Consider the following 15,260-nt stretch of genomic DNA (forward strand, 5'->3'; position numbering starts at 1 on the left):
TTCAACGAGTGCGGCATGTGGCGTTGGAAAGTCGGAGCGCGGGCGATGACTGCCACGTCTTTTGATGCTGCGGACGGCCGTCCGCGAAGCCGCCTCGGACGATCGGTTGGCGAGGAGATTGCGTCCGTGGTTCTTTTAAAAAGTTCGGCGAGGCGACTCCACGGTGGTCTAACGCCTGCGAGCTTTACCGCACTGCTCCTGCTGCTCGGGCCGGCTTTGGCCTACGACGACAGTGACTGCGCCCGGCAAGAGACTGTTCCAGTCAGTGTCGACGAAGACTTCGGCAATTGGTCCGAGATGGACGCCGCACGAAAGCGGGCTCTCGATCGGACGAACCAGCTCGCTATCAGCCAAGTTGTTGGCGTCGAGGTAAAGTCGTCCCGCGAGAACCGTGCGGAGATCGTGAACAGCGATGCCGAGCAGCGCTTCAAGCAGCTTGAGCAGACGAACCTCGCTGGTTTCGTCCGGGTGAAGATCCTGGAGGAAAACCGGAAGACCACGGAAGCGGGCGGCTCTCTCTCAATCAAGTCCGAGGTTACCGTTTGCGTGCCGAAGTCGCAGACGGTCCGGAAGGAAGAGCAAGAGCGCGCTGCCCGGCAACAGCGGCCTGCTAAGCCCGTCGATCCCACGACCGTTGCTTGGTTCGATCCCGTCACCGGCCAGCCGCGAGTTTGGTACTGGCGGGAAGGCTCGAACTACGAATTTTTCGACAATTCCGGCTTTCATCCGCGGACCGGCGACAAGCTCCTTATCGTCGACCGGAGAGTCGTGACCGAATGGCGTCAAAGCGTCGAGCGGGGGAAACGCGAAGCCGTCGAGCGCGTGCAAAGAGAGGCCGCCCAGCGGGAGGCTGAGGCGCAGCGGCAAGCTAAGATAGCCCGAGCCGGGGAGCTGTGTGATCAGTTTGCCGCAGGGCCTTATGACCTTGATCGGCCCAAGACCACGGCCGGCGTGGCTTGGGAGGTCCTGCGAAGCGCGGGTGGGCCAGCGGTCGAGGCCTGCGAGATGGCTGCCCGGCAGTACCCGGAAGAGCGCCGCTACCGATACCAGCTGGCTCGGGCCTACCAAGCGTCGGAGCCCAGGAAAGCCTTGCCGCTGCTACAGGTCCTCATGCGACAGAATTATCGCGCGGCCTACGACAATTATGGCTGGGCGCTTCTCGACACCCGGGTGGGCCGCAACGATCTGGCCGGCGCCCTTGCGAGCTTCCGGCAGGGGGCAAACCTCGGCGATCCGGATGCCATGGTCAGCTTGGCGACGATGATCTCGAAGGGCCGCGTCGAGGGGGCGGGGCAGGAGGAAGCCTATCGTCTTTTCAAACGGGCCGCGGGGCTGGGGCATCGCGAGGCCTCCGAGGGGGTGGACCGCCTGATGGAAGGCCAGCGGCAAGCCGAGCAGCAGCGGCTTCAGAATGAGCAGGCGGCTCGCGCGTTCATGGGACTCGTGGGTGGTGCCCTCGGGGGCATCGGTCGACGCTGAACAGGAAAGAATATGATGAACGCGAAGCGTCTTGTTTCCTTAGGCGCGACCGCCGCGCTGTGCCTGGGTGTCAGTGCGGCAGCCCTGGCTCAAACGAGCGCGCCCGGCGGTGACGCCGAGGCGACCGCGGCCCTCAACGGTGGAGCGCACCCATCCGCCGGCGCGCAGCCTCCGTCGATTGAACAATGCTGGGCCGACTGGAAGGCGAAGGAGAAACTCGAAGACGGCAAGAACGAGAAGAAGAACGGATACTTCGTCTATGTCGCCCACGAGCAGGCCCCAGTGGACGAACCGGTGGGGTCGCGCAATTGGCTCGTCGGCCGGAATGCCGCCTTCAGCTATGCCGAGATCAATGCCCGGAAGTCGTTGGCGGAGGCCATGCGCGCGACGATGCGGTCGAGCCGGTCGGCGGCGGTCAGGACCTTTGGTGGGGATGACGCGCCGCCGTCCCTGCGACCGGTCGTTGAACAGCTCTCCATCGTCGACAAGTCACTGGTCCTCACGGACAAGGCTCTCGACGCCGAGATCAAGAAGTTCGATCCCAAATGGTCAGGGGGAACCGAGGCGCAGAAGCGCGCAGCGATCGCCACTGAGCAGTTGCGGATCAATCAGAGCATCGAACGCAGTGCGGAGATGTTCGCCTCCGGTGCCTTCACCGTTGTCCAGTGCGAAGGGCCGAGCCGGGAGGATGGGGGCAAGTACCATGTCCTCACTGGTCTGATCTGGACGCCGAAGCTCGCCGGGGTCGCGGAGACGATTTGGAATCCGACCCTCACGATACAGCGAGAGACGCCGCAGGCACCCGTCCGCCAGCAGTTTGAGGCAATCAAAGCCAAAAACCCGGACTGGCTGGCCTATACGATGGGGACACGCGTTTTCACGGACGAGAATGGCGAGCGGGTCATCGTCGGCTTCGGCGTGGCCCCTCAGACTAGCCTGATGCCGGCCGACCGTAGCCGCGCGAACTTAGCAGCCATGGCGGCCATCCAGCGGTTCGTCAGCGAAAGGGTGCTGGCCAATACGAAATCCCGGGAGGCGTATGAGAAGCGCGGGATGAGCGACGGCTCGACGCAGAGCTACAACCTCGACACTTTCAACGAGGAGGTCAAAGCCCAGGCTGCCGACCTTCAGTTGAAGGGAGCTACCGAGATCCTATCGTGGCGTGGTGAGCATCCGTGGTCCAAGGCGAAGATGCAGGTCGTGGCCGTGGCATGGAGTCAACGTTGGGCGGCTGATGCCGACGCAGTTGGACGCGCGATGGGAGCCGCTGAGCAACGCATGATACAGCAGGGAGGCCTGCCGAAGGCGCCTGCGACCGCTGAGGGATCGAGCGGAAGCGCGCCTACGGCAGCACCAGTGAGAGCGGGAGCAGGCGTCTCTACATCTGATTTTTAAGTCGCTAAGTAGATTGGCTCACGCGCGCACTCTGATGCCGCCGCAGGCTTGCTTCTTTGCGCGCGTGCGATGCGGCACAGTTTGACCCGTTGCGGTCATTTGGGTCGATAACGCCATGCGTCCGCTTTCACGGAAGAAGCGGACGCATGGCGTACAGGTCGCCGCCGAACAGGATGCGGAAGCTCATGAGGCCCAAAGACGCCAAGTCCGATCTCGCTTAAGCGAAGCTTTAGCAACAGCCCCCGCCACGAGCCGCTCGTGCCAATGCACGATGCAAGTGCCTACGCCGGTCGTGACAACCGCTCAAATTTTCTCCTTGCCGAGGGCATCCAGCGCCGGGCCGAGCCCGCGCATCGAGAGCGACACCGCCACCTCCCGCCCGTCCGCATCCTTGAACGCGATCCGGCCCGCGTCCTCGGCCTTGCGCCAGGCGCTCAGCACCGCGTCCGTTGCCGCTGTGTCCGCCACGCACGCGCCGGGTATGCAGCGCCGCCACGCCAGATCCAGGCCGTTCTTCGCATCCTTCACCTCCGTCACCCGCACGCTCGACGGGAAGCTCACGTTGGCCGGCAGCAGCACCGTCATGCGCAGGCCCTCCTGCCCGGGCAGGCGGCCGAGGGCGATCTGCGCCACCGGCGCCGTCTGGCCCTGCGCCTGGATCGTCTGCGATACTTCGCAGACGCGCCCTGCGGTCTCCCCGCCCAGCCGCTGACAGCGCAGCACCCAATCGCCATAGGTGGCCGTCGTCGACCCAGGCTCGGACGGGACCGCCGGCGCCGCCTCCGCGGCGGACGGCTTCGCACGCGAGGATTGGGCGTGCACCGGCATGGGCACCATCACGACGAGGCCAGCGAGCAGGCTCGAGGTGGCCAAGGCGGGGCGCATGGCGGACGAGAGAGGCCGGAGGGAAAGGGGCATCAGGCGGCACCGTGCATGACAGCGGCGGATGCCGCGGAGGAAGGGACGGCGGAGACGAGGAAGTCGGCCACGGCCTGCAGGCTGACGAGGTGGGCGTAGATCATCCCCAACCAGCCCTCTCTTCGGAGCCGGGCAAAGGCGTCATCCGGCAGAGCAGCCAGGGCAGCCTCCTCGACGCCGAGCGCGCCGTGCAGGGTGTGGCTCTGGCCGGTGAGGGGATGCTGGACCTGGATGGTCAGGGCGCGCAGCAGCTTGAGATCCTGCAGCAAGCGCCCGAAGGCGGCGGTACGCCGGGCAGCCTCGGCATACTCGGCGACGAGGCGGATCCGCTCCTGCAGCAGGGGCGACTCCTGGCCGTCCTCGGTGAACAGCGGCAGGCTGGTGGGGCTCGCCTCCGGCGGTTCGGCGGCAGGCTCGGTGCGAAGGAGATCGGTCTCAGCGTCGATGCAGACGAGGGGGGCGCTCCCCTCGCTCTCACCCAGAATGAAGGGATAGCGGCGCAGGTAGGCGGGCAGGTAGCGGCCCGTCCAACTGCCGGCCTCGTCGATGAGGGCGCAGTGTCCCGGTGCAGCGCCAACGAGGAAGACGGGCACGGGGCCGAGGCTCTCGGGCAGAAAAACGACGGGCAGGTGCCGGCAAGCGGCGCCGATCTCCTCGGCGAGGGCCGGGACGATGTGGCTGGAGCGCGCGAAGGCGAAGCGCTGCGGCTGGGCGAGGTAGCCGGCGCGGTGGGCGTCTCGGTCGAGGGGGACGACCGAGCGGTAGAACAGCGGCAGGGAGGTCATGGGGCTTTCGCGGTGTCTTGTCCGGAGGGGCCGGGCGCAGCGCGCCCGTCAGGGAGCAGCCGCGCTGGCCTGGGGCCGGATCTTTGATCCGGGTTGCGCAGCGGGTTGTGTCGGGGGCGGAACGACGAAGCATCCGCCGGCGAGGCAGACGACGGTCTTGTCGAACCGGGGATCGGTGATGATTTGCGACGAGGTCTGGAGCAGACCGGACGCCGGAGCGAACCATGATGCGGCCGGCGTCTGCGTGACGGTGGAAACGCGTTGGACGGTGCTGGCCAAGGTTGTTGCGGCTTGGGCGATCATCGTTCGAGACAAGCTTGCAGGGCTCGGCGTGATTGTAAGGTCGGCTCCGCGATAGGTGAGGCTGTAGTTTGCCGTCGCCGTCAGCGAGCCCTGGTTGATGATGTATTGTCCCGGGGCGCTATTGGCGTCCGCCTTGGTAGCGAGGGCACCGGAGAGGCTGTCGCCGTTGACGAGGCCACGTCCGCCGACCCGGTACGTCAGGCTGGGATTGGCCTCACCGTAGACGCGGCTCTGCGCACCGGCCGCAACCGTGATCGAGCGTGGCGTCACCATCAGGTCGGCGCCCTGATAGGTCACCGCGTAGTTGGCGGAGGCTGCCAGCGTGCCCTGGCCGATCGCGTAGGAGCCGACACCGCTCGTCGCATCGGCCGCCGTGGCGAGTTCGCCGGTCAAGGCGTCGCCGTTGACCAGTCCGCGCCCACCGACCCGGTAGGTCAAGCTCGGGTTCGCGTCGCCGTAGACGCGGCTCTGCGCCTCCGCCGTGAGGGTGAGCGATCGCGCCGTGATCGCCAAGTCCGCCCCGACATAGCTTACTGCGTAGTTGGCCGAGGCGGCCAGGCTGCCCTGGCCGATGCCGTAGCTGCCGACGTTGCTGCGCGCGTCGGCCACCGTGGTGAGCCCGCCGGTCAGGGCGTCGCCGTTGACCAGCCCGCGCCCACTGACCCGGTATGTCAGGCTCGGGTTCGCGTCGCCGTAGAGGCGGGACTGCGCGTTGGCCGTGAGGGTCAGCGGCCGGGCAGTGATCGCCAAGTCCGCCCCGACATAGCTTACCGCGTAGTTGGCCGAGGCGGCCAGGCTGCCCTGGCCGATGCCGTAGCTGCCGACGTTGCTGCGCGCGTCGGCCACCGTGGTGAGCCCGCCGGTCAGGGCGTCGCCGTTGACCAGCCCGCGCCCACTGACCCGGTATGTCAGGCTCGGGTTCGCGTCGCCGTAGAGGCGGGACTGCGCGTTGGCCGTGAGGGTCAGCGGCCGGGCAGTGATCGCCAAGTCCGTCCCGACATAGCTCACCGCGTAGTTCGCCGAGGCGGCCAGGCTGCCCTGGCCGATCGCGTAAGCGCCGACGTTGCTGCGCGCATCGGCCGTGGTGGCAAGTTCGCCGGTCAGGGCGTCGCCGTTGACCAGCCCGCGGCCGCCGACCTGGTAGGTCAGGCTCGGGTTGGCCTCGCCGTAGACGCGCGACTGCGCGTCGGCCGTGAGGGTCAGCGGCCGAGCTGTGATCGCCAAGTCCGCCCCGACATAACTCACCGCGTAGTTGGCCGAGGCGGCCAGGCTGCCCTGGCCGATGCCGTAGGTGCCCACGTTGCTGCGCGCATCGGCCGTGGTGGCGAGTTCGCCGGTCAGTGCGTCGCCGTTGACCAGCCCGCGGCCGCCGACTTGGTAGGTCAGGCTCGGATTGGCGTCGCCGTAGAGGCGGGACTGTGCGTCGGCCGTGAGGATCAGCGGGCGCTGACCGATCGTGAGGTTGGCGCCCTGGAAGGTCAAGGCATAGTTCGGGTTGGCGGCTGCGGTGAGCGAGCCTTCGGTGATGGCGTAGCGGCCGACGTCCGAGGTGGCCGTGGCCGCCGTGGCGAGGGTGCCCGATAGGGCCGCGCCTGCGCCCAGCGAGGTCGTGGTGTAGGTCAGGCTCGGGTTGGCCTCGCCGTACACGCGGCTCTGGCCTGTGGCCGTGACCGTCACCGGTCGCTGGTCGATCGTGAGGTCGGCCCCCTGATAGGTGACGGCGTAGTTGGCCGAGGCGGCCAGGCTGCCCTGGCCGATGCCGTAGCTGCCGACGTTGCTGCGCGCGTCGGCGGCGGTGGCGAGTTCGCCGGTCAAGGCGTCGCCGTTGACCAGCCCGCGCCCGCCGACCCGGTAGGTCAGGCTCGGATTGGCATCACCGTAGACGCGCGACTGTGCGTTGGCCGTGAGGGTCAGCGGCCGGGCGGTGACTGCCAGATCCGCCCCGACGTAGCTCACCGCGTAGTTGGCCGAGGCGGCCAGGCTGCCCTGGCCGATGCCGTAGGTGCCCACGTTGCTGCGCGCATCGGCCGTGGTGGCGAGTTCGCCGGTCAGGGCGTCGCCGTTGACCAGTCCGAGGCCGCCGACTTGGTAGGTCAGGCTCGGGTTGCCATCGCCGTAGAGGCGGCTCTTAGCCTCCGCCGTGAGGATCAGCGGCCGGGCGGTGACTGCCAGATCCGCCCCGACATAGCTCACCGCGTAGTTGGCCGAGGCGGCCAGGCTGCCCTGGCCGATGCCGTAGGTGCCCACGTTGCTGCGCGCATCGGCCGTGGTGGCGAGTTCGCCGGTCAGGGCGTCGCCGTTGACCAGCCCGCGCCCGCCGACCTGGTAGGTCAGGCTCGGGTTGGCCTCGCCGTAGAGGCGGCTCTTAGCCTCCGCCGTGAGGATCAGCGGGCGCTGACCGATCGTGAGGTTGGCGCCCTGGAAGGTCAAGGCATAGTTCGGGTTGGCGGCTGCGGTGAGCGAGCCTTCGGTGATCGCATAGCTGCCGACGTCCGAGGTGGCCGTGGCCGCCGTGGCGAGGGTGCCCGACAGGGCCGCGCCTGCGCCTAGCGAGGTCGTGGTGTAGGTCAGGCTCGGGTTGGCCTCGCCGTAGAGGCGCGACTGTCCATTCGCCGTGACCGTCACCGGTCGCTGGTCGATCGTGAGGTCGGCCCCCTGATAGGTGACGGTGTAGTTGGCCGAGGCGGCCAGGCTGCCCTGGCCGATCGCGTAAGCGCCGATGTTGCTGCGCGCATCGGCCGTGGTGGCAAGTTCGCCGGTCAGGGCGTCGCCGTTGACCAGCCCGCGGCCGCCGACCTGGTAGGTCAGGCTCGGGTTGGCCTCGCCGTAGACGCGCGACTGCGCGTCGGCCGTGAGGGTCAGCGGCCGAGCTGTGATCGCCAAGTCCGCCCCGACATAACTCACCGCGTAGTTGGCCGAGGCGGCCAGGCTGCCCTGGCCGATGCCGTAGGTGCCGACGTTGCTGCGCGCGTCGGCCACCGTGGTGAGCGCACCGGTCAAGGCGTCGCCGTTGACCAGCCCGCGGCCGCCGACTTGGTAGGTCAGGCTCGGGTTGGCCTCACCGTAGAGGCGGGACTGCGCCTCCGCCGTCAGGGTCAGCGGGCGCTGACCGATCGTGAGGTTGGCGCCCTGGAAGGTCAAGGCATAGTTCGGGTTGGCGGCTGCGGTGAGCGAGCCTTCGGTGATGGCGTAGCGGCCGACGTCCGAGGTGGCCGTGGCCGCCGTGGCGAGGGTGCCCGATAGGGCCGCGCCTGCGCCTAGCGAGGTCGTGGTGTAGGTCAGGCTCGGGTTGGCCTCGCCGTAGAGGCGGCTCTGGCCTGTGGCCGTGACCGTCACCGATCGCTGGTCGATCGTGAGGTCGGCCCCCTGATAGGTGACGGCGTAGTTGGCCGAGGCGGCCAGGCTGCCCTGGCCGATGCCGTAGCTGCCGACGTTGCTGCGCGCGTCGGCGGCGGTGGCGAGTTCGCCGGTCAGTGCGTCGCCGTTGACCAGCCCGCGGCCGCCGACTTGGTAGGTCAGGCTCGGATTGGCATCGCCGTAGAGGCGGGACTGTGCGTCGGCCGTGAGGATCAGCGGGCGCTGACCGATCGTGAGGTTGGCGCCCTGGAAGGTCAAGGCATAGTTCGGGTTGGCGGCTGCGGTGAGCGAGCCTTCGGTGATGGCGTAGCGGCCGACGTCCGAGGTGGCCGTGGCCGCCGTGGCGAGGGTGCCCGATAGGGCCGCGCCTGCGCCCAGCGAGGTCGTGGTGTAGGTCAGGCTCGGGTTGGCCTCGCCGTACACGCGGCTCTGGCCTGTGGCCGTGACCGTCACCGGTCGCTGGTCGATCGTGAGGTTGGCGCCTTGGTAGGTCACGGCATAGTTGGCCGAGGCGGCCAGGCTGCCCTGGCCGATGCCGTAGCTGCCGACGTTGCTGCGCGCGTCGGCCACCGTGGTGAGCCCGCCGGTCAGGGCGTCGCCGTTGACCAGCCCGCGCCCGCCGACCCGGTAGGTCAGGCTCGGATTGGCATCACCGTAGACGCGCGACTGTGCGTTGGCCGTGAGGGTCAGCGGCCGGGCGGTGACTGCCAGATCCGCCCCGACGTAGCTCACCGCGTAGTTGGCCGAGGCGGCCAGGCTGCCCTGGCCGATGCCGTAGGTGCCCACGTTGCTGCGCGCATCGGCCGTGGTGGCGAGTTCGCCGGTCAGGGCGTCGCCGTTGACCAGTCCGAGGCCGCCGACTTGGTAGGTCAGGCTCGGGTTGCCATCGCCGTAGAGGCGGCTCTTAGCCTCCGCCGTGAGGATCAGCGGCCGGGCGGTGACTGCCAGATCCGCCCCGACATAGCTCACCGCGTAGTTGGCCGAGGCGGCCAGGCTGCCCTGGCCGATGCCGTAGGTGCCCACGTTGCTGCGCGCATCGGCCGTGGTGGCGAGTTCGCCGGTCAGTGCGTCGCCGTTGACCAGCCCGCGCCCGCCGACCTGGTAGGTCAGGCTCGGATTGGCTTCGCCGTAGAGGCGGGACTGCACGTCTGCCGTCAGGATCAGCGGCCGGGCGGTGACCACCAGATCGGCTCCGACATAGCTCACAGCGTAGTTGCCGCTGGCGGCCAGGCTGCCCTGGCCGATGGCGTAGGTCCCGACCGCGCTACGAGCATCGGCCGTGGCAAGGACGCCCGAAAGCACGTCGCCGTTGACCAACCCGCGGCCGCCGACTTGGTAGGTCAGGGCCGGGTTGGCATCGCCGTAGACGCGGCTCTGCGCCTCCGCCGTGAGAGTCATCGGCCGAGCCGTGACCATCAGGTCCGCCCCGACGTAGCGCACGGCATAGTTCGAAGAGGCTGCCAGTGTTCCCTGGCCGATGGCGTAGGTGCCGACCGCACTGCGTGCGTCGGCCGTGGTGGTCAGGCCTCCCGTGAGGCTGTCACCGTTGACGAGCCCACGTCCGCCAACCTGGTAGGTCAGGCTCGGGTTGGCATCGCCGTAGACGCGGCTCTGCGCCTCCGCCGTGAGAGTCATCGGCCGAGCCGTGACCGTCAGGTCCGCCCCGACGTAGCTCACGGCATAGTTCGAAGTGGCTGCCAGCGTTCCCTGACCGATAGCGTAGGCTCCGATCGTGCTGCGCGCATCAGCTGTCGTGACGAGCTCTCCCGTCAGGGCGTCGCCGCTGACGAGCCCGCGTCCGCCGACTTGGTAGGTCAGCGCCGGGTTGGCATCGCCGTACACGCGGTTCTGGCCTGTGGCCGTGACGGTCACCGATCGCGGGCTGACCGTGAGATCGGCCCCGGCATAGGTGACGGCATAGTTCGAGTTGGCGGCTGCGGTGAGCGAGCCCTGGGTGATGGCGTAGCTGCCCACGCCCGAAGTGGTGGTGGCCGTGGTGACCAATGTGCCCGACAGGGCCGCGCCTGCGCCCAGCGAGGTTGTCGTGTAGGTCAGGCTGGGGTTGGCATCGCCGTACACACGGTTCTGGCCTGTGGCCGTGACCGTCACCGGTCGCTGGCTGACCGTGAGGTTGGCGCCCTGGAAGGTCAGAGCATAGTTCGGGTTGGCGGCTGCGGTGAGCGAGCCCTGGGTGATGGCGTAGCTGCCGACGTCCGAGGTGGCCGTGGCCGCCGTGGCGAGGGTGCCTGACAGGGCCGCGCCTGCGCCCAGCGAGGTCGTGGTGTAGGTCAGGCTCGGGTTGGCGTCGCCGTACACGCGGCTCTGGCCGTTGGCGGTGATGGTCAGCGAACGTTGGGTGACGGTGAGCGTGCCAGGCAGATACACGACCCGATAGCTGGTCCCCGCCTTGCCGGTCACGGCCGTGCCGGAGGCGGCGATCGTGTAGCTTCCGACGTCCGAGGTTGCGGTCGCGGTCGTGCTCAGGCTGCCCAGGCCGGTCACGAAGTCGCCGGCGCGCAGGCCGCCGTAGGAGGCGAGCAGGCCGGGATTGGCGTCACCGTAGACGCGCGTGGTGCTCGCCGGAGCGACGACGGCGACGGGCGAGAGGCTGCGGAGTTCCGGGTAGTGACCACTGCTCTGGCCACCCTGGCCGACCTGGTTCGGCGGCGCCCAGACGGTGTCGAAGTCGAAGCCGGCGTAGTGGGCTCGGAAGCTGGCGAGATCCTGCATCTGCGCCGTGGTCAGGCCGGTGGCGCCGGTGGACGAGCCGTCGCCGACGCCGTTGACCTGCCTGGTGGTCTGCGTGTCCCAGTACGCATTCGTCAGCGTGCCGCTGTTGGCGCCGACGAGGCCGCCCACTCTGGAGGAGCCCGAGACGCTGCCGCTGGCGTAGGTCTGGCTCACGATGCCACCGTTGGCGCCGACGAGGCCGCCCACCCCGAGGGAGCCCGAGACACTGGCGCTAGCGTAGGACTGGCTCACCGTGCCGAAGTTGGAGCCGACGAGGCCGCCCACGAAAGTGGTGCCCGAGACGCTGCCGGTGGCGTAGGACTGGCTCACCGTGCCGATGCTGTCGCCGACGAGGCCGCCCACGGATTGGGAGCCCGCGATGCTGCCGCCGACGAGGCCGAGGTCGCTCACGCTCCCATACGCGCCGGTGACGCCGAGGGCGCCGATCAGCCCGACATATTTCTCGCTCGGCCGGGCGATGGTCAGACCGGTGATCGTGTGCCCCGCCCCATCCAGGCTGCCGGTGAAGCGGGCCCCATCGCGGCCGACCGGCACGAAGCCGCCCGCGCCGAACACCTCGGCGGACGCGGCCGTGCTGTTCGTGGCGGAGGCGTCGAGGTCGGTGGTGAGCCGGTAGCGGCCCGCGAGGTTGGCGCCCATCAGCTGCAGCTGGTGCAGGTTCGACACCGCGGTCACGCCGTTCGCGTCGGCCGCAGCGGCTTCCGAGCGCAGGATCGGACGCAGATCCCCGGACTGGTACCAGACGGTGTCGAAGTCGAAGCCGGCGTAGCTCGAGGCGGTGCGCGCCTGCGCGGTGGTCAGGCCGGTGGCGCCCGTGGACGAGCCGGTGCCGACACCGTTGACCTGCCCGGTGGTCTGCGTGTCCCAGTATGTAGTCGTCACCGAGCCGTCGTTGGAGCCGACGACGCCGCCCACGTTGGAGGAGCCCGAGACGCTGCCGCTGGCGTAGGACTGGCTCACCCTGCCGCTGGCGTTCCAGCCGACGAGGCCGCCCACGGAGACGGTGGCTGCGGCAGCACCGGTAGCATAAGCTTGGCTGATCGTACCGTCGTTGGACCCAACCAGGCCACCCACCTCGCTGGTGCCGGAGACGGCGGCGGCAGCGTAGGCTTGGCTGATCGTGCCGCCGTTGTTGAAGCCGACGAGGCCACCCACGTTTTGGGAGCCCGCGATGCTGCCGCCGACAAGGCCGAGGCCGCTCACGCTCCCACCCGCGCCGAGGGCGCCGATCAGCCCGACATCGTTCTCGCTCGGCCGGGCGATGGCCAGACCGGTGATCCTGTGCCCTGCCCCGTCGAGGCTGCCGGTGAAGCGGGCCCCATCGCGGCCGACCGGCACGAAGCCGCCCGCGCCGAACACTCCGGCGGACGCGGCCGTGCTGTTCGTGGCGGAGGCGTCGAGGTCGGCGGTGAGCCGGTAGCGGTCCGCGAGGTTGGCGCCCATCAGCTGCAACTGGTGCAGGTTGGATACTGGAACTACGCTGCCGACTGCGTCAGCGGCCTCTGCGCGCAGAATCGGGCGCAGGTCACCGGCTTGGTACCACACGGTATCGAAATTGAAGCCTGCATAGGCTGAACCTGTGCGCGCCTGGGCTGAAGTCAGACCAGTTACGTCTGTTCCTGCGGGAAGGCCGTTTCCGATGGCATTTGCCTGTCTAGTGGTCTGAATATCCCAGTAGGCTTGGCTAACGTTTCCAGCATTTTGCCCGATCAGCCCACCCGAAAAAAAGCTGCTAACGATACCCGTGGCGTAGGCTTGGCTCACGCTACCAACGTTCTGCCCAATCAGCCCGCCCGCGCAGCAGTTGCTGACGCTGACGTTGCCGGTGGCGTAGGCCTGGATCACACTACCGTCGTTGGTACCAATCAGCCCGCCCGCGATATCGGAGGCGCGCCCATTCAAATCGTGGCCGCTTACACTGCCGGTGGCGTAGGCTTGGCTCACAGTGCCGGAGTTGGAACCGGCCAGCCCGCCTACGCTGTACCAGCCGCTGACGTTGCTGGTAGCGTAGACTCGGGCCACGCTGCCTGAGTTGGAACCGAGTAGCCCGCCCACATTGGACCCACCGCTGATAAAGCCACCGACGAGACCGAGGCCGCTCACGCGGCCGCCCCTGCCGAGAACGCCGATCAGCCCGACAGAGCTCTGGTCCGGCCGGGCGATGGTGAGCCCGGCGATCGTGTGGCCCGCGCCGTCCAGGCTGCCGGTGAACGGGACGGTGTCCGCCCCCACGGGCACGAAGCCCTGTCCGCCCCACCAGGTGGCGGTGCCGGCGGCGTCGATGTCGGCGGCGAGGCGGTAGGACGCCGCGCGGTAGGAAGCCGACGAGCCCATGCCCTGCACGCCGTAGATGTCGGTCAGGCGGTAGGGCGTCGCCGCGCTGCCGTCCCCCCCCGTCGCCCGCAGGAAACTGGCCCCGCTCGCCACCTGGAAGTCGCCCGTCGCGAAGCCCGGCAGCGCGGCCGCGTTCTGGGTCCAGTGGCCGGACGCCAGCGTGAAGCGCGCCACCGACAGATCGGCCGTCGCCGTGACGTCGCTGCCCGCTCCCGCCTGCAGCACCAGCCCGCCCGCCCTCGCGGTGATCGGCGCGTTCAGGGCGATTTCCCCGGCGGCCTGCAGCGTCAGGTCCGCCCCGGTGTTCCACGACAGCGGCGCCGCCACCGTGATGGTGCCGGACTCGTTGCCCGTGGTGCCCGTCGAGACCACCACGTTGGCCGTCGTCAGCGCCGTCAGCAGCCGCGCCGCGTCGATCACGCTGCCGTCGCCCGTAGCGGTGAAGCCCGTGACGCCGCTGTCCGTGAAGTTCGCGATGGTGATGTCGTGCGGGTCGAGCAGCAGCGTGCCGAAGGCGCCCCGCGCCGCCGTCAGGATCGTGGTGCCGTCATACGACAGCACCCCCTTCGACGACACCTCCGCCTGCCCGCCGTCGCCGCCCGAGGCGCCGCCCCGCGCCTCGATCCGCCCGGCAAACCGCGTCGCCACATCCGACCACACCACCACGTCGCCGCCCTGGCCGCGGCCGGTCGCATCCGCCCGGATCACGCTCGCCGCGTCCACGCTCACCCGCTCGGCGCGCGCCAGCGGACCCTGCCCGAGCCGGCCGCCGCCGACCCGCACCACGCCGCCGCCGGTCGCACCCGAGGCCTCGATCAGCGCCGCCTGCGTCGCGATCGCCGGCGCGGTGGCCACGATGCGACCGCCCCGGCCCGTGCGCCCCTCCGCCGCCACAAGCCCCGACAGCGCCAGGCTCTCGCCCGCCTTCAGCCGCACCCGGCCGCCAGCCGCGCCCGACACGTCCACGCGGCCCGCCACGTCGAGCCGCCCGCCGGTGATCCGCACCTGCCCACCATCCGCCTCGCCCTGGCCCGAGGCGTCGAGCCGGGCGGCGGAGGTCACCGTCACCGCGCCCTCAGCCCCCGACAGGGTGATGTTGCCGTTCCTGCCCCCGACCGAGCGCGCCTCGATCACGCCGGACAGGTTTACCGCCTGCCGCGCCATGTCCCGCGCCGCCGCTGCCGTGAGCGTTACCGCGCCGCCATCGGCCGAGATCGTCCCGGAATGCCGCACCAGGGCGCCGCGCCCCTTCGCCCCCGTCGGCACCGCAACTTGCAGGAAGCCGTCGCCGGAGAGATCCAGCGTCGCCCGCTCGCCCGAGCCGAGACCCACCCGGCCCATCGGCACGCGGATGGTCCCCGTGTTCGTCACCTGCCCGCCGATCAGCGCCGCGTAGCCGCCGCGCCCGATCGTGATCGCACCATGGTTGGTCACCGGCGCCGAGGCGCCCGAGCCGCGGAACTGGCGCCGGCCCGCCTTGAAGTCCTCGTCGGTGATGCCGAGCGAGGAGGCGACGAAGCCGGCCGCGTTGACCTGGCCCGAGCGGGTGATGGTCACGCCGTTGGGGTTGACGAGGTAGACCTGCCCGTTGGCGTTGAGCTGCCCGGCGATGGTCGAGGGCGTGGCGCCCGTCACCCGGTTGAGGATCGCCGCGCCCGCGTCGGGCTGGCGGATGTCGACCCGGTGGCCCTGGCCGACGGAGAAGCCCTGCCAATTGACGATGGCGTTCCGGCTCGACTGCGTGATCGCCAGGGCGCCGTTCTGGGGCGTACCGATAGTGACCCCGCCCGAGACCACCTGACCGCCGGTGGGCAGCGGCTCGGCGCGGGCGGGCTCCGGGCCGAGACCGATCCCGACCAGGGCGGTCGAGGCGAGCAGCGCGCGGGTGAGCGCGCGGGCGCGGGGCGAGGGGGACTGAGCCATGGCTGGGTTCATTCC

At 69.5% G+C, this 15,260-nt stretch carries 5 protein-coding genes; 2 read left to right on the top strand and 3 right to left on the bottom strand.

Translation table 11 applies throughout. The annotated features are described in order from the left end of the window. The first annotated feature begins 45 nt into the window (after window positions 1-45). Together Y590_RS21400 and Y590_RS21405 are read left to right on the top strand one after the other, a co-directional pair. Complete coding sequence (locus Y590_RS21400; RefSeq protein WP_144440029.1) at window positions 46-1,479, top strand: tetratricopeptide repeat protein; 1,434 nt, start codon at window positions 46-48, stop codon at window positions 1,477-1,479. Between the two features lie 15 nt (window positions 1,480-1,494). Beyond that, window positions 1,495-2,874, top strand: a complete 1,380-nt coding sequence (locus Y590_RS21405) for a hypothetical protein (protein ID WP_144440030.1) — start codon at window positions 1,495-1,497, stop codon at window positions 2,872-2,874. A gap of 303 nt (window positions 2,875-3,177) precedes the next feature. Here the strand turns inward: Y590_RS21405 and Y590_RS21410 are convergent, their stop codons facing one another. The 3 genes from Y590_RS21410 to Y590_RS21420 are packed head-to-tail and all read right to left on the bottom strand — an operon-like array spanning window position 3,178 to window position 15,245. Continuing rightward, entirely contained in the window at window positions 3,178-3,792 is a 615-nt protein-coding gene (locus Y590_RS21410; protein WP_060771620.1) for an invasion associated locus B family protein, read from the bottom strand. Next, window positions 3,792-4,577 (bottom strand): SapC family protein, encoded by a 786-nt coding sequence (locus tag Y590_RS21415; RefSeq protein ID WP_060771621.1) that lies wholly within the window; start codon window positions 4,575-4,577, stop codon window positions 3,792-3,794. The genes Y590_RS21410 and Y590_RS21415 overlap by 1 nt, the downstream gene beginning before the upstream one ends. Window positions 4,578-4,625: 48 nt before the next feature. After that, entirely contained in the window at window positions 4,626-15,245 is a 10,620-nt protein-coding gene (locus Y590_RS21420; protein WP_060771622.1) for an MBG domain-containing protein, read from the bottom strand. Window positions 15,246-15,260: the final 15 nt, after the last annotated feature.

Origin of the sequence: Methylobacterium sp. AMS5, from assembly GCF_001542815.1 — a bacterium.
Classification (GTDB): domain Bacteria; phylum Pseudomonadota; class Alphaproteobacteria; order Rhizobiales; family Beijerinckiaceae; genus Methylobacterium.